We start from the raw sequence: 23,990 nt of genomic DNA, 5'->3' as shown, positions 1-23,990 counted from the left end.
GCTTGTCCTATCCCCGAAAACTGCGGCGGAACTCGCGCGGGGTCATCGCCTTCAGGCCGCGGAACTGGCGGTTGAAGTTGGCGATGTTGGGATAGCCGACCTCGTCCGCGACATGGGCGATCGGCCGGTCGCTGTTGATCAGCAGCGAGCAGGCTTGGCCGATGCGCAGCTGGGCGACGTAGCGCGACACCGTCAGCCGGGTGTGCCGGCGGAAGAAGCGGTGGAAGGCGGACGCGCTGAGGCAGGCCAGGCCGGTCAGCGCCGCGATCGGGATCTCGTCGCGGTAATGCGCGTGGATATGGTTCAGCACCCGGTCGATGCGCTGCTGCTCCGGCGCCGACAGCGTGGCGGGCAGGGGGGCCGGGGCGGCCAGCGGCGCCCGGCCGTCGTCCCGCGCCAGGGCCGACAGCACCCCGATCAGCCGCAGCAGCCGGGCCGCCGGGTCCAGGCCCGGCATCGCCTCGATCGCCGGGCGCACCGCAGCCGCGGCGGTGGCGGAGAAGGCGACGCCACGGCCGGACTCGGCCAGCAGGCGGCCGACCGGGCGCAGCTCGGCCAGGGGCTCGACCAGCCGCGCCGCCCAGTCCGGCGAGAACCACATCACCAGCGCGACATGCGGCCGGGCCGGGTCGATCCGCTCGCGCGAGCACCAGGTGTGGGGCAGGTTGGGGCCGACCAGCACCAGATCGCCGTCGTCGTAGTGGCCGAGGTGGTCGCCGACATGGCGCTGGCCACGGCTGTTCAGGGTCAGCGTCAGCTCGAATTCCGGGTGGTAGTGCCATTCGAACGGGATGGCGTCGTCCAGCCGGCGGTTCAGGAGCGTCCAGGACGCGTCCCCCGGCACCGTGACCTTCTCGAAGATCGGCTGCATGGCCCGAAACTGATGCTCAAGGGCGGCTGCTCTGCCACCAGACGCGACTCTAGTATCAGTTTTCGGCAGCCGGCGGCAACATGGCGGGCGAAAGCCGGGGTAGAGTCTCATCCATCGACGGCCGAACGCCGCCGCGCCGATCAAAGAGTCTGGCTCGAAGTTCGTTCCGACGAGTCAGATGGCGTGGTTTTCGAGAACCGGAGCGCAGCGGACGTTTGAGTCCGTGAGCACCGGAAGCACAGAAACCGCGTCAGGTGGCCGTCGGGGCGAAGTTCGGGCCAGACTCAAGGGGAAGACGCCGAGATGGACCGCTTTCAGTACGGGGACAACCGGCCGGGCAACGCCTCGGTCTCCTATACCTTCGACACCCAGCTCAAGGACATCGAGAAGACGCGGCCGCTGCGCGTGCTGTCCGAGGCCGATTGGCGACACTGGATCACGTGGGGCTATGTCGTCGTCCCCAACGCAGTGCCCGCTGAGAATGTCGAGCGCACGGTCGACCTGCTGTGGGAGTTCCAGGAGCTGGACCGGACCGACCCGGAGAGCTGGCACAAGCCGCAGCTGCGCGACCATGCGATGAAGGAGCTGAACAACAGCGGCATGGTCGAGATCTACAATCACCAGCGGCTGTGGGACAACCGCCAGCACCCGCGGATCTACGACGCCTTCGTCGACATCTGGGACACCGAGCGGCTGTGGGTCACCATCGACCGCGCCAATCTGAACCCGCCCAACCGGCAGGCGCGCGGCTTCAACGGCTTCATCCACTGGGACGCCGACACCTCGCTGACGCCGCTGCCGGTGAACTGCCAGGGCGTGCTGTCGCTGGTCGACACCGATGCCGACACCGGCGGCTTCCAATGTGTGCCCGAGCTGTTCCGGACGCTGGAGGAGTGGCGGAAGACCCAGCCGGCCGACCGCAACCCCTGGGCGCCCGACACCGCCGGCTTCGAGATCAAGAACATCTCGATGAAGGCCGGGGACCTGCTGATCTTCAACAGCCTGCTGGCGCACGGCATCCGGCCGAACCGGTCGCAGGACCGGGTGCGGATGGCGCAGTACATCTCGATGACCCCGGCCGACGAGGGCAACGCCCAGCTGCGCGACTGGCGCATCCAATCCTGGCGCGACCGCGAGCCGCCGCAGGGCTACGCCTTCCCCGGCGACCCGCGCGAATGGGAGAAGACCCGCTACGACCGCGCCACGCTGACCCCGCTGGGCGAGAAGCTGCTCGGCCTGGCCTCCTGGGAAGAGTAGGCCCGAACCGCCGCGCGGCGCGTCAGCTGGGCCGTCGCCCCGCCCGGCGGCCGGCCTTACTTCGCGGCCGGCAGCTTGGTCAGATAGGCGATGATCGCGCCGACATCCTCAGGCGCCACCGGGGCCTTGTAGGTGTTGATCATCTTGTTGACCTCCGCCGTCCAGGCGGCTTCGGACAGGGTGGGCTGGGTCAGCACCATGCCGGCGGAATGGCAGGCCAGGCAGTTGTTGTTGATCGCGTCCGCCTCCGGGCCGCCCGGAAACATCCGGTCGCTGTCCGGCAGGTCGACCGAGACCGATTTCAGCTCGAAGGGCGGCGCCGCATGGGCGGACCAGGCAACGAGGGCGAGGCCCAGCAGGCCGGCGGCGGTGGACAGGGTGCGAAGCATGGCTGCGATCCCCCTCAGGCCGCCACGAGGTCGGTCGTCTCGATGACGTTGCGCATGAAGCCGGACGGGTTCCAGTTGGACGTATCCGGCTGGGCCAGGCCGCGGCTGTTGGTGCAGCGCACCGACACGGTGCATTTCCCCGGCGCCGGCGGCGTGATCTCCGCCTCCCACTGCCGGAAGCCGTACTGGCCCTGGTCGGGGCCCAGCTTTGCCGGTTGCCAGCTGCCGCCGCCGTCGATCGAGACATCCACGGCCGAGACGCCGCAATCGCCGCCGAAGGCGATGCCGCGCAGCGGCACCGGCTTGCCGGCCGGCACGGCGGCGCCGGCGGCGATGCTGGTGACGAAGGACCGCGGCACCATGCGGTTGATCGGGACCACCGGCACGCCGGTCTGGCCCGGCTTGACGTCAGCGCGCGGCGTGTCGGGGATGGTGTAGGCGGTCTTGGTCCAGTAGTTGGTGTCGGGCTGGTCCAGCACCTCGATGTCGCTCAGCATCTTGACCCAGTAGGTCGCGTACCAGCCGGGCACGACCAGCCGCAGCGGGAAGCCGTTCACCAGCGGCAGCTGCTCGCCATTCATGGCGTAGGCGATCATCACCTCGCCGTCCCGCGCGTGATCGATGTCGAGCGACTTCATGAAGTGCGGCGCGTCGTCGACCACCGGCTCGTCCAGGCCACGCAGGCGCACCTGCACCGCCCCGGGCTTCACCCCGGCCCGGTCCAGCACGTCCTTCAGCCGCACGCCGGCCCACACTGCGTTGCCCATGGCGCCGTTCGCCCATTGCGCCCCCGGCACGCGCGGCTGGTAGAAGCCGCGGGAATTGCCGGAGCACTGGTTGACCGCGGCGAGTTCGACCCGCGGCAGGCCATGGAGCAGGTCGCTCAGCGACAAGGACAGTGTCTGATTGACGTGGCCCCGCACCGCGAGCGTGAACGTGCCGACATCGATCGCCGTCGGGATGACGGCCCAATGCCAGCGCACGTAGAACTGGTCATTGGGCGTGAACACGCCCTTGTCGAAGACCTCCCAAGGGGTCTCCAGCAGCGGCGGTCGCGTCCGCTGCAGGATCATGGGTCCCTTCTGGGGAAACCCGGTCGTGATCGATCGCGCCTGCGGCCCACCGGGCAGGGGCAGATCGACCATCGCCTGCGCCCAGGCGGGGGCGGACATCATGGCCAGGCCGCCCAGCCCCGCGGAGCCGAGCAGGCGCCGGCGCGTCATCGCGTGCCGATGCGGTTCGTCTTCCAGCTTCGCAGGCATCGTCGACCTCCATGGTCCGCGGTGATCATCTCACGTCATCCGGTGGTGCGCGGCACGCCTGGGCCGATCGGAGACGTGTCTGACAGTCATCGGTGATCGTCGGGAACGATGACAGGCGGACCATCCATCGGTCCAACGGATTGATTCGATTGTTCCGATCGCACGAGGCGATCGATGTTCGGAGCCCAACGAGGTTATCGTCAGCCGGGGGAAGCCCGTGGTCATTCCGCCGCCGCGGCTCGCCCGCCGGCAGCTTCCCCCTCGGCCGCGATCAGCTTGGCCAAGCGGCGGCGGAAGCGCGTCGGCCCGGCATCGATCTTGAGGTCGAGATTGGGCGTGCGTTTGGTCGCCATGCCGCGATGCACCGCCTGCAGCACGGCCGCGTCCTCCTCGAAGGCGCCGCGCACCGAGGCCGCGAATTGGCGCGAGACCTCGACGTCGTCGGGGGCGAAGTTCCGCATCTGGAACCAGGTATAGCGGGTCCGGTTCTCGTCGATCGGGGTCATGAAGTTGTAGCTGTCCATCAGGAAGACGTCGGGATGCGCCGGCCGGCCCTCGCCGCCGGTGCCGGCCGGGGTGAACACCGCCCGGATGATGGCATGGCCGGGATAGCGCACCTCGTAATGCTGCTTGCGGTCGCAGTGGCCCTGGAACTTCAGGAAGGGCGCGTAGAACGGGGCGGGCTCGGCATCCAGCAGCCAGCGCCACACCGTGACCCCGTCCGCGCCGACCGTGGTCTGCAGCGGCGTCTCCTCGCAGCCCGCGCCGGCGAAGGAACCCTGGTGCACCCAGGCGACGTGCGACGGATCGAGCAGGTTGTCGGTCATATAGAGGTAGTGGCATTCCAGCATCATCGACTCGCCGCGGTTCAGCCCCCAGGCTGGGTCGCCGTAATGCTCGACCTGAACGATCAGCGCCGGGTCGGCCTTCGCCGCCTCGCCCATCCAGATCCAAACCAGGCCGTAGAGCTCCTCGACCGGATAGGACCGGACGCGGGCGACGTGCGGGATGCGCTCGGCGCCGGGTACCCGGGTGCAGGCGCCGCTGCAGTCGAAGGTCAGCCCGTGATAGCCGCATTCGACCTCGTCGCCCTTGAGGCGGCCCATCGACAGCGGCAGCTTGCGGTGCGGGCAGGCGTCCTCCAGCGCCGCCACCGCCCCGTCCTGCCGGCGGTACAGCACCACCCCCTCGCCGAGGAGGGTGACGGGGGTGAGGTCGCGCCCGACCTCGTGGTCCCAGGCGGCGACGTACCAGGCGTTGCGCAGATACATGGTGTTCCCCTTCCGGGCATGGCCCGTGGCGGCTTTTTGAGCTGCCCGATTGTGAGCCTCTGCAGGGCCGGGACAAGCCGGCTTCGCTTGCGTTCTGATTTAGGAAAACTAAAATGTCGCCGCGATATCACCGGGTGGATACGCGTGGAAAAGCTGCCGCCCTTGCGGGCCCTGCAGGCGTTCGAGGCGGTCGGCCGGCGCGGCAGCGTCACCGACGCCGCGGCCGAACTCGCGGTCTCCCCCGGGGCCGTCAGCCAGCAGATCCGGCGGATCGAGGATGCGCTCGGGGTGCGGCTGCTCGAACGCAGCGGCAAGGGCGTCGAGCTGACCCATTGGGGCCGGCTGTACCATGGCGAGATCGTGCAGGGCTTCGACCGGCTGCGGGCCGCGCAGGAGACCCTGACCCGGGCGCGGACCCGGAGCGGCCTGGTGGTCAGCTGCCTGCCCTCGGTCGCCAGCAAATGGCTGGGCCACCAGCTGTTCGACTGGCAGGACCGCCATCCCGGCGCGCCGATCCACCTGATCGGCACCGAGGTCGAGCCGCGCATCGGCGCCGACCAGACCGATTTCCGCATCACCTATGGCGACCAGGTCCGGCGCTTCGACCACTACGCCGAGCTGTTCACCGACTGGATCGTGCCGGCCTGCGCCCCGGCCCTGCTGGCGGGCCGGGTCATCAAGAGTCCGGCGGACGTCCTGGCGCTGCCGCTGCTCGGCATCGACTGGGACCTGTCGCCCGATGCCCTGCCGGCCTGGCCGGACTGGGCGCGCAGCGCCGGGCTGGAGGCGGTCGAGGCCCGCAGCGACCTGACCTATTCGCTGTCGGGATCGGCGATCGACGCGGCGGTCAGCGGCCGTGGCGTGGTGCTGGGCCAGCTGGCGATGATCGCCGACGACGTTGCGGCGGGCCGGCTGGTGATCCCGGTGGACCACCGCATCCGGCTGCCCTTCCCCTATTTCCTTGCCTGGGACCGCGCCGTCCTGGCCAAGCCCTTCGGCCCCGAATTCCGGTCCTGGATCGTCTCGATCGCGAAACGGCAGGGGGTGCTGTCCGCCCCACCGGCCGCGACCACCTGACGCGATCGCGCGGGAGGCGCATGCCGAGGCTGCGACCGTCATGTGGTCTCTGGCATGCTGTCGCCGTCGCACCGGAGTCGCCATGATCCGCCTGCCGCGCATTGCGCTTGACCCGATCCATCTGCGCCAGGCGGCGCGGGCCGCCATTGCCGCCGTCGTGGCCTATGCCCTGGCCGATGCGCTGGGCCTGTCCAAAGGCTACTGGTCGGTGCTGACCACGGTCATCGTCATGCAGGCCAGCCTGGGCGCCACGCTGGGCGCGGCCTTCGACCGGCTGCTCGGCACGCTGCTCGGCGCCGTGCTCGGGATCGGGGGCGCGATGCTGTCGGGCCCGTCGCCGATCCGCACCGGCGCGGTGCTGCTGGTGGTCATGCTGGTCACCGTCTACATCGGCGCGCGCAAGCCCAACCTGCGGCTGGGGCCGGTCTCGGCCGCCATCGTCATGCTGGCCGACCCCACCCATGCCGACCCGCTGGGCGCCGCCTTCCAGCGGGTGTCGGAGATCGGGCTGGGCGGCGTGGTCGGCGTGCTGGCGGCGCTGCTGGTGCTGCCGGCCCGGGCCGGCGACCATCTGCGCGACAGCGCCGCCGAGGCGCTGGGCGACTGCGCCGCCCTGCTGACCCTGCTGGCCGGGCGGCTCGGCGGGTCGGGCGCCGACCCCGCGGCCCTGAACCTGCGCCTGCGCAAGACACTGGCCAAGGCGGACACCCAGATCGGCGAGGCCCGGCGCGAACGCGTCGGCACCCTGATCGGCCCGGCCGACCCGGCGCCGATCATCCGGTCGGTCCGCCGCCTGTGGCACAGCGAGATCATCCTGGGCCGCGCCTCGGAGGCGCCGCTTTCGGCCCCGGTCAAGGCGGCGCTGGGGGCGACGCTGGACCAGGCGGTGACGGCGGCGACCAAGCGGATGACGGCGCTGGCGGCGGCGGTGGAGGCGAAGGCGACGCTGGGCGACGGCGCCGCGCTCGACCACGCCGTCGCGGCGCTGCAGAGCAGCGTCGACGCCCTGCGCGGCGCCGGCGGCGACCTGGACGGGCACGAATTCGGCCAGGCCTTCGCCATCGCCTTCACCTTCGCCCAGATCCGCGACAACCTCGCCGATCTGGCGGAGCGGCTGCGCGAGCAGGCGGGGGAGGGCGCGGCCAAGGAATGACGGCCGGTGGGCGTTTCCCCGATTGCGTCCCGGCACGATCGGCGACACGCTCGCCGCATTGATCGTCATCGGTTTCAGGAGGGGTTTTGAACCACACCCATTGGATGCGCCGGCCCGCCCGCATGGCGACCGCCGGATTGATGCTGCTGCTCGCCGCCTGCGGCGGCCGCATGCAGACCGCCGACAACCCGAACGCGGTGGTCGACGGCCAGAAGCCGGACGGCACGGTCGAGATGCACCAGGTCCAGGCCGCGTTCATCGGCAGCGGCGACGCCGGCAGCGGCACCCTGCGCTACCAGGGCCGCAGCTACCCGTTCAAGGTCGGCGGGCTGGGGATCGGCGGCATCGGGGTGTCGACGATCGAGGCGAATGGCGAGGTCTACGGCCTCAAGAAGGTCGAGGACCTCTCAGGCGCCTATGTCCAGGGCCGCTACGGCTTCGCCTTCGGCGACAAGAGCGGCGGCCAGCTGTGGCTGAAGAACGACAAGGGCGTGATCCTGCACCTGATGGCCAAGCGCACCGGGCTGATGCTCAGCCTCGGCGGCGACGCTGTCGTCATCACCCTGGGGCGCTGACCGGGCCTGTCCGCCCGGTTGTGTGTCGCGACGCTGGGGCCGTTGGGACCGCGCTGACAGTCAGCGTCATAGATTGCCTCTCCCGCCTGGCGGGAGAGGCAACGCGTGATTTGGTCCTTCCGGTGGGACTTGACCCAAAATCATCCGCCTTCGGGCTGCGCTACGTCTAATTCCGCAGCACGTTGGACAGCTCGCGCATCTGAGTGCGGGCCCGCAGCAGGAAGAAACCCTGGGCCGCCAGGTGGTTGGGCTGGAACATGGCGTCGGCGCGGCCATTCATCACCACCAGCGGCTGCAGCTCCGCCGCCTCGCGCAGGTTGTCGACCATCTCGGCCCAGATCTTGGTGGCGCCGGACTGGGCGAGGACGCCGTCGAAATCCTGCCCCAGCGCGCGCATCACCAGGAAATAGGCGTAGAGCCTTCCCTTGGTGGAATAGAAGATGTCATCGGCCCGGGTGTCGATCAGCCAGCCGCGGCTGGCCTCGATATGGTCGGCGATGACCGAGGATTGCGAGCCGAGGTCGGCGGCGAAGCGGTCGACCGTCTGCAGCAGGTTGTCGGCCCGCCGTTCGAACGGCGCGGTGCCGGCGGCGACCCGCTCGTTGTAGCTGCGCAGCGCCCGGGCGGCGGCGCGGTACTGCGATTCCGACGACGCGGTCGGCGCCCAGGAGGTGCTGAGGTCGAACAGCCAGATGGTGCCGGGATAGCGCAGCAGGCCGGTGGCGCGGTCGAGGTCCGGGTCCACCTGTGACGAGCCGCGGGACCGGCCGATCTGGTCGCCCATCTCGGCGGTGAAGCGCGACAGGGCGTAGATGATGCCCTGCTGGTAGTTCGGCATGTTGTCCAGCAGTGATCCCGGCAGGAAGAACGGGTCGTTGGCGGTCCAGCGATGGGCGTCGCCGGTCTCGCGCTCGATCAGCGCCGCGGCGATCTCGACCGCCTTGCTGCCATTGGCCAGGGGCGAGGCCACGGCGAAGTCCGGATCGTCGTCGACCGTGTGCACCACGAAGGCGCCGACCGCCATGTACAGCACGAACAGGATCACCAGGCCGCCGACGCCCAGCAGGATGGTGCGGCGCCAGCGCCCGCCGCCACCGACGGGGGGCGGGGCGGCCGCAGGCGCGCGGCGCCGGAACAGGCCACCCAGCCGGGCGCCCCAGCCGCGCCGCGCCGGCGCGACGCCGGATGCGGCGAGATCCTCCTGGAACGTGTCCTCCGGCTTCTGACTCACATTCGCCTCATCGCTTGGTGATCCCATGCGACAGAATGGCGATGGCGACGCTTTGGTGCCAGCCCCCCGCTGTCTGGCGTCATCCCCCCGGAGTAACCGTCACCAGGATGCCGGTGAAGTGCAGGGCGCTGCCGGCCAGCACGAACAGGTGCCAGATCATGTGGTTGAACGGCAGCCGCTCCCAGACATAGAAGGCCACGCCGGCGGTGTAGGCCAGGCCGCCGGCCAGGATCCAGCCGACCCCGGCGCCGCCCAGCGCGCTCCAGACCGGGCCGATCGCGACCAGGATCAGCCAGCCCATGGCGAGATACAGCGGCACCGCGATGCGCTTGCCATAGCCGCGATAGGTCAGGCGCAGCGCCACCCCCGATATCGCCAGGACCCAGATCACGCCGAACAGCGTCCAGCCCCAGGGGCCGCTGACGCCGAGCAGCAGGAACGGCGTGTAGGTGCCGGCGATCAGCAGGTAGATCGAGGCGTGGTCCAGCAGGTTGCAGGCGTGCTTGAAGCCGGGGGAGCGCGCCGCATGCAGCAGGGTGGAGGCGACATAGGTCAGCACCAAAGTCGCGCCGTAGATCGCGAGGCTGACGATCTCGAGCGCGCCGCCATAGAGGCTGGCCAGGACCAGCAGCACCACCAGCCCGGCCACGGCCAGGGCGGCGCCGATGCCATGGGTGACCGCATTGGCGATCTCCTCGGCCAGGGTCTCGGTGTGGGCAGTGATCCCTTCGGTCATGGCATCAATCTAGCATCGGATCCCGCCGTCGCCACGGGGCGCGATCCGCCATGAGACGCGTCGATCGCCGCGGCGAGCCCCCCGCCCTTCGGCAAGCTGCCGGACAAGGAAAACAAGAGTGATGATCGGAAGCAAACGAATCTAATTTCGAACAATATTGAATAGATCTCAATATGTCGTTTTTTGATCCAGCAAATCCGCTTGTCAGATTTCGTTTCATTTGTGATGGTAAAGATCAGATTCGAATCTTAGGATCGGCGCTTCGCCGCAGGATCCATAGATTTCGATGTTTCCGAGATCGAATAGTCCAGGGGAGGCGAACTTGCATCCATGCCTGCGTCGATCGTGCAGCATGTCCTTCGTGAGTTCGTCCGCCTCCCCTTGAGATTTCGTCCGGGAAAGACCGGGACGTCGCCGATTCCGTCCTGAGACCGGATCGACGACGCGACCCCTGTCCTCGACAGACGTGCCGAAAGCCAACCCAATCAAAAAGGAGTCGGTCGTGAGAACATCTGCAACGACGAGATTATCGGAGCGCGTGCGGCAGACGACACTTCGGTATTCAAAGCAATTGGCGCTGGCGCTGGCCCTCGCGATCTCCGGCGTGGGCCTCGCCCATTCGCAGGATCTGGCGCAGGACCTGGCGACGCGGGCCAACCAGACGGCCTTTGGCGGCCGGATCGGCGTCCCCCTCAAGCAGGGCGACTTCGTCTATCTCTCGGCCGGATCCACCGTCACGGCCTGGGACTACCGGAACCCAGAGGCGCCGCGGCTGGCGGGCGACACGCGCCGGCAGCCGCTGGCCGGCGTGATCAGCTCGATCGCGTCGCGCGGCCGGTATCTCTACGCCGGCTGGCGACGACAGGACGGCACCTCCGGCCTGGCGATCTATTCCCTGCTCGATCCGGCGCGCCCGCGCCTGATCGATGGCGGCACCCTGCGGAAGAACGCGGCGGCCGAAGACATCTCGGCGATCGCGATCGACGGCGATTTCCTCTACGCGTTCGACAACGCGCGCGGGCTGGTCGTCCACTCCCTGGCCGATCCGCTGTACCCCCGGGCCATCCGGGTGGTCGAGAGCGGCCCCGCCGATGTGGTCGGCATTTCCGGTGGCCGCATCTTCACCTCTGCCCGGACGATGATCGACGACACCCTGCTGCAGGTGTTCGACAACAGCCGGAAGAATCTGCCCAAGAGGGTGACCAGCGCGAATCTGGACGGGTTCGAGAATTTCCGCCTGCAATTCGCCTGGCCGCTCGCGGTCGGGTTCGGACTGAGCGTCAACCTGTACTACCTGCCGCCCTGGGGCGGTCCGCCGCTGCTGTGGGGCAGCGCGGGGCCGGACGAGGCCCTGTTCAACGGCTTCGTCGCCGGCGACAAGGCCTATGGCTTCGGGGCCTCCGGCGTCAGCGTCTGGAGCCTGCGCGTTCCGGTCCGCCGGGTCGGTCGCGCCGACTTCGCCAACGCCTTCGCCGCGGAGACCACCACGGTGCATGGCCAGCTCGGCTGGGTGGCCACCACCACCGACCAGCTGGCGCTGTTCGACACCGGCAAAGCGGCCTCCCCGCGCCTGGCCAGCGTCGTCGACACCCCGGGCGGTGCCGATGTCCGGGACGCGGCCCTGATCGACCGCAGCCTGGTCCTGCTGCAGAACGGCTATGGGCTGAGCGCGGCCGATGACGCCGACCTGACGCCGACGGGACGGTTCGACGCCGACCTGCCGAAGGCCAAGCAGGCCCGCGCCTTCGAGGACATGGCGGTCGACGGCCGGCGGGCCTATCTGGCGGCCTGGGGCTACGGGCTGATCATCGCCGATCTCAGCAACCCGTCGGCGCCGCGCGAGCTGGGGCGCCTGCCGGCTGAATTCTCCTCGGCGATCGCGGGGAAGGGCCGGCAGGTCTATCTCGGCACGGCCACCAATGGCGGGTCGGTGACGTCGGTCGACGTGTCGAACCCGGCCCGCCCGGTGGTGCGCAACGCGGTTGCGGTGGACACCCGGGTCGAGCGGCTGCAACTGGCCGGACGGTTCCTGTTCGCGGCCACCGCGGCGGACAGCGCGGGAGGTCCTCCGGGGGGCTTGCGCATCTTCGATGTCGGCAACCCCTCGCAGATCCGGGAGGTCGGGCGCTACAGCGACGATTGCGAATTCGCCAGCGACCTGGCCCTCAGCGACGACGCCCGGACCGTCCATCTGCGCTGCTCGACCGGCCTGCACATCCTGGATGTAAGCCAGCCGAGCCGGCCGGTCCGCCTCGGCTTCTACGCGGCCGGCGGGGGTGACCGGGCGATCGCGCTCGGCTCTGGATCGGTGTTCGTCGCGGCGGACGGCGATGTCGAGGAGGTCGATGTGCGCAATCCGCGCCAGCCGACCTCGCTGAATCGATATCAGCTTCCGGCCCAGGCCAACCGGCTGCGGGTGATGCCGGGTCGCCGGCTGTTCGTGTTCACAGGGACGGGCGGCCTGCAGATCATCAAGCTCTAGCGAGATCTTTTCAGAAGGCCCGTTCCCTCGCCGTCATTGCGAGGAGGCGAAGCCGACGAAGCAATCCATCGGTCCGCATGAGCGGATGCATGGATTGCTTCGCTGCGCTCGCAATGACGGTGTTCGGAAAGCCGCCCGAAGGTCAGGCGCGCCAGAACGGCTTGCGGGACTCTTCCTCGACATCGCCATGAGTCAGGCCGACATCGGCCAGGATATGGTCGTCGAGGCTGGAGAGGTGGCGGCGCTGCCGCTCACGGTCCTGCCAGTCCAGCAGCCGGTCGACCAGACGCATGACCAGGCCCGGGGCGGGAAGGTCGCGGCGGGAAGCGGTGAGCGGAACTCCGATGACGGACATGACAGGTCTCCTTCAGTTCTCTGAGGCGGGACATTTCTGCGTGGGTTGCGTCCTGCCTCACGTTCATAAGTGTGCTTTCGGTCCGGCTTCGACAAATGACGCTTTCTCGTGCTAAGACTTAGAAAATCTATCGCGTGAGGGAGCCGAACCGATGGCGCGCCGCCTGCCTCCGCTCAACGCCCTCCGCGCCTTCGAAGCGGCCGCGCGCCACCTCAGCTTCGTCGATGCGGCGGACGAGCTCGCGGTCACCCCGGCGGCGATCAGCCACCAGGTCAAGGCGCTGGAGGCGCATCTCGGCCTCGCTTTGTTCCAGCGCCTGCCGCGCGGCCTGGTGCTGACCGAACAGGCGAAGGTGCTGGCGCCGCAGCTGACCCGCGGCTTCGACCGGTTGGCCGAGGCGGTGGCGCGCACCCGCGGCGACGGGCTGCAGACCGTGGTCTCGGTCACCGTGCTGCCGTCCTTCGCCGTACGCTGGCTGCTGCCGCGGCTGCCCTCGTTCCGCCGGCTCAACCCCGGCGTCGAGATCGAGGTCCGGGCCCAGCACACGCCGGTGGATTTCCGGCGCGAACGGGTCGACATCGCCTTGCGCTACGGCCGCGGCGGCTGGCCCGGCCTGCATGTCGAACGCTTCCTCGACGACGAGATCTTCCCGGTGTGCAGCCCGGCGCTGCTGGAGGGGCCGAACGGGCTGCGCCGGCCGGACGATTTGCGCCGCCACACCCTGATCCACGACGTGCTGACCGGCGACGACGAGCCGTGGGTGACCTGGCAGCACTGGCTGGTGCATTTCGGCCTCGACGAGGTCGACCACCGGCGGGGGCCGCGCTACAGCGACAGCCACATGATGCTGGAGGCGGCAGTGGCGGGCGAAGGCATCGCGCTCGGCCGCAGCTCGATCATGGCCGACGACCTGGTGCGCGGCCGCCTGGTCCGGCCGTTCCCGGACGTCCAGGTGGCGGACTACGCCTATTACCTGCTGTGCCGGCCGGATGCGGTCGACCGGCCGGCGATCCGGGCCTTCCGCGACTGGCTGGTGGCCGCCGCGGCCGAGGCCGGGGGGATTTCCAGCGACGTCGTGCCGTCGGCCGCGGCCTCCGCGGCCGAGCGATAATAATACTGATTTTCAGCGCGAAAATATGCTTTGACCGTTTGGTCAGGTTTTCGTTACGGTTCGTCCCCAGGAGAGGCGGCGCTGCTCTCAATCCGGCGGAAACCCGGGTGCGGCGCCACGGGATCTAAGGCTTGCGGTTCGTCGTCTTCCGACGCTGTCGGGATCGAGCCCCTGGGAGACATGATGACGACGGCATCCGATGTCGCGGCGCCGCGACCGCCAGCCCGCCCGGGCGGCCTCTCCATATCCATTCCATCCTGTGCATTCGGTCCTGTGCCGCCGAGGCCGCAACCGGCTCACGGCGCTGGCGCCCCATGCGCATGGCAGATATGTTCTGACACTTGGTTTGACAGGGAGCGTCGTTCAACAATGAAAAACCTTCTTTCCGCCCTCGCCCTCTCCACGGCGCTGGTCGCCGGTGCCGCCTTCGCCGACGAGGTGAAGCCGGCGGTGGTCTTCGACATGGGCGGCAAGTTCGACCGCTCCTTCAACGAAGGCATCTACAACGGCTCGAAGAAGTGGTCCGACGAATCCGGCGTCAAGATCGCCGAGTTCGAGGTGACCAACGAATCCCAGCGCGAGCAGGCGCTGCGCCGCATGGCCGAGAACGGCGCCAATGTCGTGATCGCCGTCGGCTTCGCCCAGGCCCCGGCGCTGGAGATCGTGGCCGACGAATTCCCCGACGTGAAGTTCGCGATCATCGACGCGGTGGTCGAGAAGCCGAACGTGCAGTCGATCGTGTTCAAGGAGCAGGAGGGCTCGTTCCTGGTCGGCGTGCTCGCCGCCATGGCGTCGAAGACCGGCTCGGTCGGCTTCGTCGGCGGCATGGACATCCCGCTGATCCGCGCCTTCGGCTGCGGCTATGTCCAGGGTGCGCATTACATCAACCCGAAGATCACCGTGCTGCAGAACATGACCGGCACCACGCCGGCCGCCTGGAACGACCCGACCAAGGGCGGCGAGCTGGCGCGCAGCCAGTTCGATCGCGGCGCCGACGTGGTCTACGCCGCCGCGGGCGCCACCGGCCTGGGCGTGCTGCAGGCCGCGGCCGACGCCAAGAAGCTGTCGATCGGCGTCGACAGCAACCAGAACATGCTGCATCCCGGCTCGGTCCTGACCTCGATGGTCAAGCGGGTCGACGTCGCCGCCTACAACGTCTTCAAGACGGCCCAGGACGGCAAGTTCAAGCCCGGCGTCAACGTGCTCGGCCTCAAGGAGGACGGCGTGGGCTGGGCCGCCGACGAGAACAACGCCAAGCTGATCACGCCGGAGATGAAGGCCAAGGTCGACACGGTGTCGAAGGGCATCATCGACGGCTCGATCAAGGTCGTCGACTACCGCACCGACAACTCCTGCCCGATGTGACGGCGGTATCCGACCGCGATGAGCAATGATGGCGTGACCCGCGCCGCGACGGTAGGCGGAGCCCCCAACGGGGCCCCGCCGGCCATCGAGTTGCGCGGCATCAGCAAGAGCTTCGGCCCGGTCAAGGCCAACCAGGACGTGTCGCTGACCATCGCGCCCGGCACGATCCACGGCATCATCGGCGAGAACGGCGCCGGCAAGTCGACGCTGATGTCGATCCTCTACGGCTTCTACGAGGCCGACAGCGGCGAGATCCTGGTCAACGGCGCGGTGAAGCGGATCACCTCGTCCAGCGACGCCATCGCCGCCGGCATCGGCATGGTCCACCAGCACTTCATGCTGGTCGAACCCTTCACCGTGCTGGAGAACGTGATCCTGGGCGCCGAGGGCGGCGCCCTTTTGGCAGGCGGCAAGGCCAAGGCCCGGGCCGAGCTGCAGCGGCTGGAGCGCGAATACACGCTCGAAGTGCCGGTCGACGCCGTGGTCGGCGACCTGCCGGTCGGGCTGCAGCAGCGGGTCGAGATCCTGAAGGCGCTGTACCGCGGCGCCGACACCCTGATCCTGGACGAGCCGACCGGCGTGCTGACGCCGCAGGAGGCCGACCACCTGTTCCGCATCCTCGCGGCGCTGCGGGCGCAGGGCAAGACGGTGATCCTGATCACCCACAAGCTGCGCGAGATCATGGCGATCACCGATGCGGTGACGGTGATGCGGCAGGGCCGCGTCGTCGCCAACGTCGCCACCAGGGAGACCAGCCGCGAGCAGCTGGCCGAGATGATGGTCGGCCGCAAGGTGCTGCTGCGCGTCGACAAGACCCCGGCCCGGCCGGGCGAGACCCTGCTGGAGGTGCGCGACCTCGACGTGGTCGACGGCCAGGGCGTGCGGCGGGTCAAGGACGTGTCGCTGACCCTGCGCGCCGGCGAGATCGTCGGCATCGCCGGCGTGTCCGGCAACGGCCAGTCGGAGCTGCTGGCCGCGATCGCCGGCATGGTCAAGCCGGCCAAGGGCGACATCGTGGTCGGCGGCAAGGCGCTCTCCAGTCTGCCCCGGGTCGATGCCCGGACCCTGCGGTCCCTCGGCGTCGGCCATGTGCCGGAGGATCGGCACCGCGACGGGCTGGTCACCGCCTTCAGCGCGGCGGAATGCTCGATCCTCGGCCATCACGACGACCCGGCCTTCAACGGCGCGGTCCTGACCGACGGCCGCAAGGTGGTCGAGAATTGCGGCCAGCTGATGCGGGACTACGACGTCCGGCCGCCGAACCCGCATCTCAAGGCCGCCAACTTCTCCGGCGGCAACCAGCAGAAGATCATCGTCGGCCGCGAGGTCGAGCGCGACCCCAAGGTGCTGCTGGTCGGCCAGCCGACCCGCGGCGTCGATATCGGCGCGATCGAGGCGATCCACCGCCGCCTGGTGGCGCTGCGCGACAGCGGCAAGGCGATCCTGCTGGTGTCGGTCGAGCTCGACGAGATCCGCTCGCTGGCCGACCGCATCCTGGTGATGTTCGACGGCATGATCGTCGGCGAGGTCGCGGCCGAAGGCGCCTCCGAACAATCCCTTGGCCTGATGATGGCCGGGGTCCAGCAAGAGGCGGCGGAATGAGCGTGCTCGGTCGCCCGGCCGATGTGCCGCGCTGGGTGTCGATCGGCCTGATCCCGGCGGTCAACCTGGTGCTGGCCTTCATCGCCGCCGGGCTGGTGGTGCTGCTGATCTACTGGGGCCAGTATTCCGCCGGGACGCTGAGCGGGGCGGAGTTTCTCTACACCCCGGTGCGGGCGGCCGGGCTGCTGCTGAAGGGCGCCTTCGGCAACTTCCCGAACTGGAGCTACACGCTCTACTACACCACCAACTTCATCTTCGCCGGGCTGGCCGTGGCCGTGGCCTTCCATGCCGGGCTGTTCAACATCGGGGTCGAGGGCCAGGCCTATATCGCCGGGCTCGGGGCCGGCCTGGTCTGCCTGTACCTCGATTTCCTGCCTTTCGTCCTGGTGCTGCCGCTGGCGATCATCGCGGCCGCACTGTTCGGCGCCGCCTGGGCCTTCATTCCGGCCTATCTGCAGGCCAAGCGGGGCAGCCACATCGTCATCACGACGATCATGTTCAACTTCATCGCCGCGTCGCTGATGGTCTATCTGCTGGTGCATGTGCTGATCGCGCCGGGCCAGCAATCGCCGGAAAGCCGGGCCTTCGCCGCCAACACGACGCTGCCGACCATCACCGAGGTGATGGCCTGGTTCGGGGTGAAGCTGCGGCGCCTGCCGCTGAACCTCTCTTTCCTGTGGTCGCTGGCCTGCTGCGTGTTCGTCTGGATCTTCATCTGGCGCACCCGCTGGGGCTATGCGCTGCGGACGGTGGGGCTGAACCCCCGCGCGGCGGTCTATGGCGGCATCTCGGTCGCCGGCGTGATCATCCTGGCGATGTGCATCTCCGGCGCCCTGTCCGGCTTCATCGCCCTGAACGAGATCATGGGGGTGCAGCGCCGCATCCTGCTGAACTTCGTCGCCGGGGCCGGCTTCGTCGGCATCGCGGTGTCGCTGATGGGGCGCAACCATCCCTTCGGCATCATCTTCGCCTCGCTGCTGTTCGGCGCGCTGTACCAGGGCGGCGCCGAGCTGAACTTCGACATGCCGGAGATCACCCGTGACATGGTGGTGGTGATCCAGGGCCTGGTGATCCTGTTCGCCGGCGCGCTGGAGAACCTGTTCCGGCCGAAGATCGAGGCACTGTTCCGGCGGCGCACGCCGGCGCTGCAGCCGGCAGGGGGAAGCGCCGGATGACCCTGCTCGACGTCATCGCCCTGCTCGATGCCACCCTCCGGACCTCGACGCCGCTGGTGCTGGCCGCGCTGGCCGGGCTGTTCGCCGAACGGGCCGGGCTGGTCGATATCGGGCTGGAAGGCAAGATGCTGGCCGCCGCCTTCGCCTCGGCGGCGATGGCCGCCTATTCCGGCTCGGCCTGGGCCGGGCTGGGCATGGGCGTCGTCGTCTCGGTCGTGCTCGCCCTGCTGCACGGCTACGCCTCGATCACCCATCGCGGCAACCAGGTGGTCTCCGGCCTCGCCATCAACATCCTGACTTCGGGCCTGACGGTCACGCTCGGCATCGCCTGGTACCAGCGGGGCGGCCAAACCCCGCCGCTGGAGGGCGATGCCCGGTTCCAGCAGATCACCCTGCCATTCGCCGACGCCCTGCGCGACGTGCCGGTGGTCGGGCCGATCTGGTCGGACCTGATCTCCGGCCATTCGATCCTGGTCTATATCGCCTTCCTGGCGGTGCCGCTGACCGCCTGGGTGGTCTATCGCACCCGCTTCGGCCTGCGGCTGCGCGCGGTGGGCGAAAGCCCGGCCGCGGTCGACACCGCCGGCATTTCGGTGGCGCGGCTGCGCTACCAGGCGATGATCCTGACCGGCGTGCTCTGCGGCATGGCCGGGACCTACCTGTCGGTGGCGCAGAACGCCTCCTTCGGCCGCGACATGACGGCGGGCAAGGGCTATCTCGCCTTGGCCGCGTTGATCTTCGCGAAGTGGAAGCCCTGGCCGGTGATGCTGACCTGCCTGCTGTTCGGCCTGCTCGACGCGCTGGAGGCGCGGCTGCAGGGCACCATCATCCCCGGCTTCGGCGAGGTCCCGGTCCAGCTCATCCAGGCGCTGCCCTATGTCCTGACGGTCGTCCTGCTCGCCGGCTTCATCGGCCGGGCGACGGCGCCGAAGGCCAGCGGCGTGCCCTATGTCAAGGAACGCTGAGCCCATGTCCGATCCCGGCTTCGAGGCCCTGTTCCAGGCGGCGACCGCCGCGCGGGCGCATGCCCATGTGCCCTATTCGCACTTCCCGGTCGGTGCCGCGATCCGCACCCCGGACGGCCGCATCCATGCCGGCTGCAATGTCGAGAACGCCGCCTATCCGCAGAGCCAATGCGCCGAGGCGACGGCGATCGGCGTGATGGTCGCGGCCGGCGACCGGGCGATCGCCGAGATCGTGGTGATCGGCGGCGAGGCCGGCGACACGCTGCTGTGCACCCCCTGCGGCGGCTGCCGCCAGCGCATCCGCGAATTCGCCCGCGGCGACACGCCGGTGCATGTCTGCGGCCCGGAAGGCCTGCGCCTGACCACCACCCTGGACGCCCTGCTGCCGCATTCCTTCGGGCCGGAGAACCTGCAGGACTGACGTTTCAGAAGCGCGCTGGCGTCCCCGCCGTTCCCGTCCTAGTAAGAAACCAACCGCGTCCAAGCGGATTCGCCCGAGGGGTGTCGCCATGTCCCAGATCCTTGCCGGGCGCCTGCGCCGGCCTGCCGCGGCCCCGTCGACGGGGTGCCGCTGACATGGCGCTGCTGCCGCAGGAGATCATCCGCCGCAAGCGCGACGGGGCCGAGCTGGACGCCGCCGAGATCGAGGCGATGGTGCGCGGCGCGGTCGATGCCAGCGTCACCGACGCCCAGATCGCCGCCTTCGCCATGGCCGTGTTCTTCCGCGGCATGACCATGCCGGAACGGGTGGCCTTCACCCGCGCCATGGCCCAGTCCGGCCGGGTGCTGGACTGGTCCGGCGCCAACCTGCCCGGCCCGGTGCTGGACAAGCATTCGACCGGCGGCATCGGCGACAAGACCAGCCTGATCCTGGCCCCGATCGTCGCCGCCTGCGGCGGCTTCGTGCCGATGATCTCCGGCCGCGGCCTGGGCCACACCGGCGGCACGCTCGACAAGATGGATGCGATCCCGGGCTATATCAGCCAGCCCGAGACCGAGCAGCTGGAGCGGGTGGTGCGGTCGGCGGGCTGCGCCGTGGTCGGCGCCACCCGCGACATCGCCCCGGCCGACCGCCGCATCTACGCCATCCGCGACGTCACCGGCACGGTCGAATCGATCGACCTGATCACCGCCTCGATCCTGTCGAAGAAGATGGCCGCCGGGCTGGACGGGCTGGTGATGGACGTCAAGTTCGGCACCGGCGCCTTCATGAGCGACATCGATGACGCCCGCGCCCTGGCCCGGTCGATCGTCGACGTCGCCACCGGCGGCGGGCTGCCGACCACGGCGCTGCTGACCGACATGAACCAGCCGCTGGGCCGCACCGCCGGCAATGCGGTCGAGGTCCGGGAATCGATCGAGCTGCTGACCGGCGGGCCCCGCGACGAGCGGCTGTGGGAGGTCACGGCGCAGCTGACCGCCGAGCTGCTGGTGATCGGCGGGCTGGCTGCCGACACTGCGGCGGCGCGGGTCAAGGTCGAGCATGCCCTGGCCAGTGGTGCTGCGGCGGAGCGCTTCGCCTGCATGGTCGCGGCGCTGGGCGGCCCGGTCGACATCCTGGAGCGGGCCGACCGCCATTTGCCCGCGGCGCCGCTGGTCCGGCCGATCCTGGCGGACCGCGCGGGCGTGGTCGCCGCGGTCGACGCCCGCGCCATCGGCGTCGCCATCGTGGCGCTGGGCGGCGGCCGCACCCGGCCGGAGGACGGCGTCGATCACGCCGTCGGCCTGACCGGGATCGCCGCGATCGGCGAGGCGGTGGGGCCGGGCGGCCGGCCACTGGCCCTGCTGCATGCGCGGGACGAGGCGTCGGCGGCCCGGGCCGAGGCGGCGATCCGCGCCGCCATGGCGGTGGCCGAGATTGCGCCGGCGCAGCCGCCGCTGGTCGCCGAACGGATCGCCTGAAGCCATGAACGCACAGGCCCCGACACGCCAGCCGGTCGCCCGGCAGTCAGCGGCGCAGGGCATCGCCCTCTATGCCGGCGGCGTGTTCATCCTGTGCATCATGGACGCGATGATCAAATGGCTGTCGGCGGATTATCCGATCGCCCAGATCGTGTTCTTCCGGGCCTCGATCGGGCTGGTGCCGACCCTGGTCATGCTGCTGCGCCCGCCGGGGCTGCAGGCGCTGCGCACCCAGCGGGTCGGGGCCCATCTGCTGCGCGGCCTGGTCGGCGTCATCGGCACCTTCGGCTTCTTCTGGGCCTTCGCGGTGATGCCGCTGGCCGACGCCTACGCCATCGGCTTCGCCGCGCCGATGTTCATCACCGCGATGTCGGTGCCGATCCTGGGCGAGAAGGTCGGGACGCGGCGCTGGCTGGCGGTGCTGGTCGGCTTCGCCGGGGTGCTGATCATGATCCGACCGGGCGGCGGCGGAACCTTCGGCGGCGGCGGCGCCATCGCGTTGCTCGCCACCGCGGCCTACGCCCTGTCGATGGTGCTGGTGCGCCTCTACAGCCGGACCGAGAGCAACGCCTCGCTGATCTTCTACGCCACCCTCGTCATCGTCGCCGTCGCCGGGGTGCAGATGCCCTTCGTCTGGGTGACGCCGACCTGGGCGGATGCCGGCCTGCTGGCCGTGCTCGGGCTGCTCGGCGGCATCGGCGCGATCATGATGGCGCAGGCCTATCGCGTGGCCACGCCGTCGATCGTGGTGCCGTTCGAATACACCGGCATGATCTGGGGCGTGGGCTTGGGCTTCCTGATCTGGGGCGACATGCCCGATCTGTGGATCTGGGTCGGCTCGGGCATCGTCATCGCCAGCGGCCTCTACATCGTCCACCGCGAGACCCGGCACAAGGCACCGGCCTCGCCAGCCGGCGCCGCGGCCGACCCGGCGGGCGAGAGCGGGGCGCCGGCGTCATGAGCCCAGGATTGTGAGTAAGGAGACGGCGATGCTGCCGAAGGCGGAGCTTCACCTGCATCTGGAAGGGGCGGCCAGCCCGGACCTGGTCCGCCGCCTGGCGGCGCGGCACGGCATGGCCCTGCCGGCGGATCTGTTCACGCCGGCGGGCGACTTCGCCTGGACCACCTTCCTGCATTTCCTGAAGGTCTATGACGCCGCCAGCACGGTGATCCGGACCGAGCAGGACTACCGCGACGTCACCTACGAATACCTCAAGGCCTGTGCCGCCGAAGGCGCGATCTATGTCGAGCTGATGTCGTCGCCCGACCATGCCGCGGCGGCCGGCCTGTCCTACCAGGGCCATCTCGACGGCATCGTCCAGGGCATCGAGGATGCGCGGGCCGAGACCGGCATCGAATCCCGCATCATCGTCACCTGCGTCCGCCATCTGGGGGCGGAGCGGGCGGTCGAGGTGGCCAAGGCCGCGGTGCGGCACCAGCACCCGCTGGTCACCGGCTTCGGCATGGGCGGCGACGAGGCCGGGTTCCCGCCGCAGCTGTTCGCCCAGACCTACCGCATCGCCCATGACGAGGCCGGGCTGGCCTGCAACGTCCACGCCGGCGAGGCGGCGGGGCCGGAAAGCGTGTGGGCGGCGCTGCGCCTGCCGGTCGGCCGCATCGGCCACGGCGTGCGCTCGATCGAGGATCCCGCCCTGGTGACGGAACTGGCCGACCGCGGTATCGTGCTCGAGGTCTGCCCCACCAGCAACATCGCCACCAAGGTCTATCCCGACTACCGCGCCCACCCCTTGCGCAAGCTGATGGAGGCGGGGGTGAAGGTGACGCTGAACAGCGACGACCCGCCCTATTTCGCCACCACCATCGGCCATGAATATGCGGTGGCGGAACGGCATTTCGATCTCGACGACGCGGCGCTGCGGCAGGTCACCCGCACCGCGCTGCAGGCCGCCTTCGTCGACGAACCCACCCGGGCGCGGCTGCTGGCCCGCCTGGAGTCCTGATCAACCCTGAGGAAGAAGGAAGAACCGACATGACCATCAAGCGCATCGGCGTCGGCCCGCGCATGAGCGCCGCCGTCATCCATGACGGCCGCGTGTTCACCGCTGGCCAGGTCGCCGACAAGCCGACCCCTGATGTGACCGACCAGACCCGCCAGATCCTGGCCACGATCGACGCGCTGCTGGCCGAGGCCGGCACCGACAAGACCAAGCTGCTGACCGCCAACATCTGGCTGGCCGACATCGCCGATTTCGCGGCGATGAACGCGGCCTGGGACAAGTGGGTGTCGCCCGGCAACACCCCGGCCCGCGCCACGGTCGAAAGCAAGCTGGCCAGCCCGGAATACCGGGTCGAAATCCAGGTCACCGCGGCGATCTGAGTTTGCTCTGAGGCGAGGTTGGGTTCCCACAGGGAACCCAACCCGCTGAATTCACCGATCGATCGGTCAATCAATGGCCGACAGGAAGCGGTCGAGGCGCAGCCCGGACGGCCAGGTCCAGACTGGCTGCGACCGCCGGCCCAGGTCCCAGGACGCCACCACCGCCTCGGCCTTGCCGACCAGGTCGCCGACCGGCAGGAAGCCGACGCCGCCGGATGCGACCGACAGCCGGCTGTCGGCGGAATCGTCGCGGTTGTCGCCCATCACGAACAGGTCGCCGACCGGCACCGTGACCTCCGGCATCTCGTCCAGCGGCGCGTGTGCGGCCAGCTTGAGGATCGGGTGGCTGACCCCGCCCGGCAGGGTCTCGACGAAGCGGGCGGCGGGGCCGGTGGTGCCGTTCTCGCGCTCGACCCGGCCGTCGCCGTCCGGCCGCAGCCCGACCGGCTCGCCATTGATCCACAGGCGGCCGGAATGCATGGCGATGCGGTCGCCGGGCAGGCCGACCACCCGTTTGACCCAGGTCTGCGAGGGGTCGCCGGGCCAGCGGAACACCACGACGTCGCCGCGCGCCGGCACCCGGCCGAAGATACGGCCGTCGCCGGCCAGGGTCAGGCCGAAGGGCAGGGACGCCGTGCCGTAGCCATAGGGATATTTCGTGGCGATCAGCTCGTCGCCGATCTGCAGGGTCGGCTCCATCGAGCCGGAGGGTACGTAGAACGGCTCCGCGATCGCCGTCTTGGCGGCGGTGATGAGCAGCAGCAGCGCCGCCAGCTCACCGATGCCGCGCAGCCAGCGCCGCGCCGATCCGCCGTCCTGCGATGCCGTGTCGATCGCCATGTCCCGCACCTCCGAAGCCGAGCGCCCGACCTT

The 23,990-nt window shown here is 69.6% G+C and carries 23 protein-coding genes; 15 read left to right on the top strand and 8 right to left on the bottom strand.

Annotation, left to right across the window (positions count from 1 at the left end; all coding sequences use genetic code 11):
- Nucleotides 1–7 precede the first annotated feature (7 nt).
- The gene (locus AB4112_RS17360) at nt 8–871 is read right to left on the bottom strand and encodes a helix-turn-helix domain-containing protein (RefSeq protein WP_441721386.1); all 864 of its coding nucleotides are present in this window, start codon (nt 869–871) and stop codon (nt 8–10) included.
- Between the two features lie 303 nt (nt 872–1,174).
- Between AB4112_RS17360 and AB4112_RS17355 the strand changes: the two genes are divergently transcribed.
- The gene (locus tag AB4112_RS17355) at nt 1,175–2,128 is read left to right on the top strand and encodes a phytanoyl-CoA dioxygenase family protein (RefSeq protein ID WP_441721383.1); all 954 of its coding nucleotides are present in this window, start codon (nt 1,175–1,177) and stop codon (nt 2,126–2,128) included.
- 56 nt (nt 2,129–2,184) lie between these two features.
- On the opposite strand, the gene AB4112_RS17350 is transcribed toward AB4112_RS17355, so the two are convergent.
- From AB4112_RS17350 to AB4112_RS17340, 3 genes are all read right to left on the bottom strand, one after another.
- The gene (locus tag AB4112_RS17350; RefSeq protein WP_441721380.1) at nt 2,185–2,517 is read right to left on the bottom strand and encodes a cytochrome c; all 333 of its coding nucleotides are present in this window, start codon (nt 2,515–2,517) and stop codon (nt 2,185–2,187) included.
- Nucleotides 2,518–2,531: 14 nt separating this feature from the next.
- Complete coding sequence (locus tag AB4112_RS17345; RefSeq protein ID WP_441721377.1) at nt 2,532–3,779, bottom strand: molybdopterin-dependent oxidoreductase; 1,248 nt, start codon at nt 3,777–3,779, stop codon at nt 2,532–2,534.
- Nucleotides 3,780–4,000: 221 nt separating this feature from the next.
- Entirely contained in the window at nt 4,001–5,050 is a 1,050-nt protein-coding gene (locus AB4112_RS17340) for an aromatic ring-hydroxylating dioxygenase subunit alpha (protein WP_441721374.1), read from the bottom strand.
- A 144-nt stretch (nt 5,051–5,194) separates the two neighbouring features.
- Between AB4112_RS17340 and AB4112_RS17335 the strand changes: the two genes are divergently transcribed.
- The 3 genes from AB4112_RS17335 to AB4112_RS17325 all read left to right on the top strand — a co-directional run bounded on the left by AB4112_RS17335 (nt 5,195) and on the right by AB4112_RS17325 (nt 7,855).
- On the top strand, nt 5,195–6,127 hold the full coding sequence (locus AB4112_RS17335) for a LysR family transcriptional regulator (protein ID WP_441721371.1): 933 nt from the start codon (nt 5,195–5,197) through the stop codon (nt 6,125–6,127).
- An 82-nt stretch (nt 6,128–6,209) separates the two neighbouring features.
- A complete protein-coding gene (locus tag AB4112_RS17330; RefSeq protein WP_309791807.1) occupies nt 6,210–7,280 on the top strand; it encodes an FUSC family protein in 1,071 nt (356 codons plus the stop codon).
- Nucleotides 7,281–7,366: 86 nt separating this feature from the next.
- The gene (locus AB4112_RS17325; protein ID WP_309791808.1) at nt 7,367–7,855 is read left to right on the top strand and encodes a hypothetical protein; all 489 of its coding nucleotides are present in this window, start codon (nt 7,367–7,369) and stop codon (nt 7,853–7,855) included.
- A gap of 166 nt (nt 7,856–8,021) precedes the next feature.
- Here AB4112_RS17325 and AB4112_RS17320 read toward each other — a convergent pair whose 3' ends face one another.
- Together AB4112_RS17320 and trhA are read right to left on the bottom strand one after the other, a co-directional pair.
- On the bottom strand, nt 8,022–9,086 hold the full coding sequence (locus tag AB4112_RS17320) for a DUF2333 family protein (protein ID WP_309791809.1): 1,065 nt from the start codon (nt 9,084–9,086) through the stop codon (nt 8,022–8,024).
- 79 nt (nt 9,087–9,165) lie between these two features.
- Nucleotides 9,166–9,822 (bottom strand): PAQR family membrane homeostasis protein TrhA, encoded by a 657-nt coding sequence (trhA, locus tag AB4112_RS17315; RefSeq protein WP_309791810.1) that lies wholly within the window; start codon nt 9,820–9,822, stop codon nt 9,166–9,168.
- Between the two features lie 571 nt (nt 9,823–10,393).
- Between trhA and AB4112_RS17310 the strand changes: the two genes are divergently transcribed.
- A complete protein-coding gene (locus AB4112_RS17310) occupies nt 10,394–12,304 on the top strand; it encodes a hypothetical protein (protein ID WP_441721366.1) in 1,911 nt (636 codons plus the stop codon).
- A 142-nt stretch (nt 12,305–12,446) separates the two neighbouring features.
- Here AB4112_RS17310 and AB4112_RS17305 read toward each other — a convergent pair whose 3' ends face one another.
- Entirely contained in the window at nt 12,447–12,659 is a 213-nt protein-coding gene (locus AB4112_RS17305; RefSeq protein WP_309791812.1) for a DUF1127 domain-containing protein, read from the bottom strand.
- Nucleotides 12,660–12,810: 151 nt separating this feature from the next.
- On the opposite strand from AB4112_RS17305, the gene AB4112_RS17300 reads away from it, so the two are divergent.
- From AB4112_RS17300 to AB4112_RS17255, 10 genes are all read left to right on the top strand, one after another.
- Entirely contained in the window at nt 12,811–13,770 is a 960-nt protein-coding gene (locus tag AB4112_RS17300) for a transcriptional regulator GcvA (protein WP_309791813.1), read from the top strand.
- 369 nt (nt 13,771–14,139) lie between these two features.
- Nucleotides 14,140–15,135, top strand: coding sequence for a BMP family lipoprotein (locus tag AB4112_RS17295; protein ID WP_309791814.1), 996 nt, complete (start codon nt 14,140–14,142; stop codon nt 15,133–15,135).
- Between the two features lie 18 nt (nt 15,136–15,153).
- Nucleotides 15,154–16,737 carry an ABC transporter ATP-binding protein gene (locus AB4112_RS17290; protein WP_309791816.1) on the top strand — a complete coding sequence of 528 codons (1,584 nt, stop codon included), beginning with the start codon at nt 15,154–15,156 and terminating at the stop codon, nt 16,735–16,737.
- Nucleotides 16,734–17,912, top strand: coding sequence for an ABC transporter permease (locus tag AB4112_RS17285; protein WP_309791817.1), 1,179 nt, complete (start codon nt 16,734–16,736; stop codon nt 17,910–17,912). Before AB4112_RS17290 ends, AB4112_RS17285 begins: the two co-directional genes overlap by 4 nt.
- Nucleotides 17,909–18,877: an ABC transporter permease gene (locus AB4112_RS17280; RefSeq protein ID WP_309791818.1), complete on the top strand. Its 969-nt coding sequence runs from the start codon at nt 17,909–17,911 to the stop codon at nt 18,875–18,877. The genes AB4112_RS17285 and AB4112_RS17280 overlap by 4 nt, the downstream gene beginning before the upstream one ends.
- A 4-nt stretch (nt 18,878–18,881) precedes the next feature.
- A complete protein-coding gene (locus AB4112_RS17275; RefSeq protein WP_309791819.1) occupies nt 18,882–19,298 on the top strand; it encodes a cytidine deaminase in 417 nt (138 codons plus the stop codon).
- Nucleotides 19,299–19,453: 155 nt separating this feature from the next.
- Nucleotides 19,454–20,779: a thymidine phosphorylase gene (deoA, locus tag AB4112_RS17270; protein WP_309791820.1), complete on the top strand. Its 1,326-nt coding sequence runs from the start codon at nt 19,454–19,456 to the stop codon at nt 20,777–20,779.
- A 4-nt stretch (nt 20,780–20,783) separates the two neighbouring features.
- On the top strand, nt 20,784–21,740 hold the full coding sequence (locus AB4112_RS17265; RefSeq protein WP_309791821.1) for a DMT family transporter: 957 nt from the start codon (nt 20,784–20,786) through the stop codon (nt 21,738–21,740).
- Nucleotides 21,741–21,768: 28 nt separating this feature from the next.
- Complete coding sequence (locus AB4112_RS17260; RefSeq protein WP_441721357.1) at nt 21,769–22,740, top strand: adenosine deaminase; 972 nt, start codon at nt 21,769–21,771, stop codon at nt 22,738–22,740.
- A gap of 29 nt (nt 22,741–22,769) precedes the next feature.
- The gene (locus AB4112_RS17255; protein WP_309791823.1) at nt 22,770–23,117 is read left to right on the top strand and encodes a RidA family protein; all 348 of its coding nucleotides are present in this window, start codon (nt 22,770–22,772) and stop codon (nt 23,115–23,117) included.
- Between the two features lie 66 nt (nt 23,118–23,183).
- Here the strand turns inward: AB4112_RS17255 and lepB are convergent, their stop codons facing one another.
- The gene (gene lepB / locus AB4112_RS17250) at nt 23,184–23,957 is read right to left on the bottom strand and encodes a signal peptidase I (protein WP_309791824.1); all 774 of its coding nucleotides are present in this window, start codon (nt 23,955–23,957) and stop codon (nt 23,184–23,186) included.
- Between the last annotated feature and the right edge of the window lie 33 nt (nt 23,958–23,990).

The sequence above is a fragment of the Inquilinus sp. 2KB_23 genome (assembly GCF_052115705.1).
In the GTDB taxonomy this organism is placed as follows: domain Bacteria; phylum Pseudomonadota; class Alphaproteobacteria; order DSM-16000; family Inquilinaceae; genus Inquilinus; species Inquilinus ginsengisoli_A.
Note: the sequence above shows the minus strand (reverse complement) of the source record. Positions and strands in the feature narration are given on the sequence as shown.

Bases quoted from the DNA above. Each gene is read 5' to 3' on its own strand.
- AB4112_RS17350 (WP_441721380.1), bottom strand. From the start codon at position 2,517: ATGCTTCGCACCCTGTCCACCGCCGCCGGCCTGCTGGGCCTCGCCCTC.
- AB4112_RS17255 (WP_309791823.1), top strand. From the start codon at position 22,770: ATGACCATCAAGCGCATCGGCGTCGGCCCGCGCATGAGCGCCGCCGTC.
- AB4112_RS17345 (WP_441721377.1), bottom strand. From the start codon at position 3,779: ATGCCTGCGAAGCTGGAAGACGAACCGCATCGGCACGCGATGACGCGC.
- trhA (WP_309791810.1), bottom strand. From the start codon at position 9,822: ATGACCGAAGGGATCACTGCCCACACCGAGACCCTGGCCGAGGAGATC.
- AB4112_RS17355 (WP_441721383.1), top strand. From the start codon at position 1,175: ATGGACCGCTTTCAGTACGGGGACAACCGGCCGGGCAACGCCTCGGTC.
- AB4112_RS17290 (WP_309791816.1), top strand. From the start codon at position 15,154: ATGAGCAATGATGGCGTGACCCGCGCCGCGACGGTAGGCGGAGCCCCC.
- AB4112_RS17285 (WP_309791817.1), top strand. From the start codon at position 16,734: ATGAGCGTGCTCGGTCGCCCGGCCGATGTGCCGCGCTGGGTGTCGATC.
- lepB (WP_309791824.1), bottom strand. From the start codon at position 23,957: ATGGCGATCGACACGGCATCGCAGGACGGCGGATCGGCGCGGCGCTGG.
- AB4112_RS17360 (WP_441721386.1), bottom strand. From the start codon at position 871: ATGCAGCCGATCTTCGAGAAGGTCACGGTGCCGGGGGACGCGTCCTGG.
- AB4112_RS17275 (WP_309791819.1), top strand. From the start codon at position 18,882: ATGTCCGATCCCGGCTTCGAGGCCCTGTTCCAGGCGGCGACCGCCGCG.
- AB4112_RS17265 (WP_309791821.1), top strand. From the start codon at position 20,784: ATGAACGCACAGGCCCCGACACGCCAGCCGGTCGCCCGGCAGTCAGCG.
- AB4112_RS17260 (WP_441721357.1), top strand. From the start codon at position 21,769: ATGCTGCCGAAGGCGGAGCTTCACCTGCATCTGGAAGGGGCGGCCAGC.
- AB4112_RS17295 (WP_309791814.1), top strand. From the start codon at position 14,140: ATGAAAAACCTTCTTTCCGCCCTCGCCCTCTCCACGGCGCTGGTCGCC.
- deoA (WP_309791820.1), top strand. From the start codon at position 19,454: ATGGCGCTGCTGCCGCAGGAGATCATCCGCCGCAAGCGCGACGGGGCC.
- AB4112_RS17305 (WP_309791812.1), bottom strand. From the start codon at position 12,659: ATGTCCGTCATCGGAGTTCCGCTCACCGCTTCCCGCCGCGACCTTCCC.
- AB4112_RS17280 (WP_309791818.1), top strand. From the start codon at position 17,909: ATGACCCTGCTCGACGTCATCGCCCTGCTCGATGCCACCCTCCGGACC.
- AB4112_RS17340 (WP_441721374.1), bottom strand. From the start codon at position 5,050: ATGTATCTGCGCAACGCCTGGTACGTCGCCGCCTGGGACCACGAGGTC.
- AB4112_RS17300 (WP_309791813.1), top strand. From the start codon at position 12,811: ATGGCGCGCCGCCTGCCTCCGCTCAACGCCCTCCGCGCCTTCGAAGCG.
- AB4112_RS17330 (WP_309791807.1), top strand. From the start codon at position 6,210: ATGATCCGCCTGCCGCGCATTGCGCTTGACCCGATCCATCTGCGCCAG.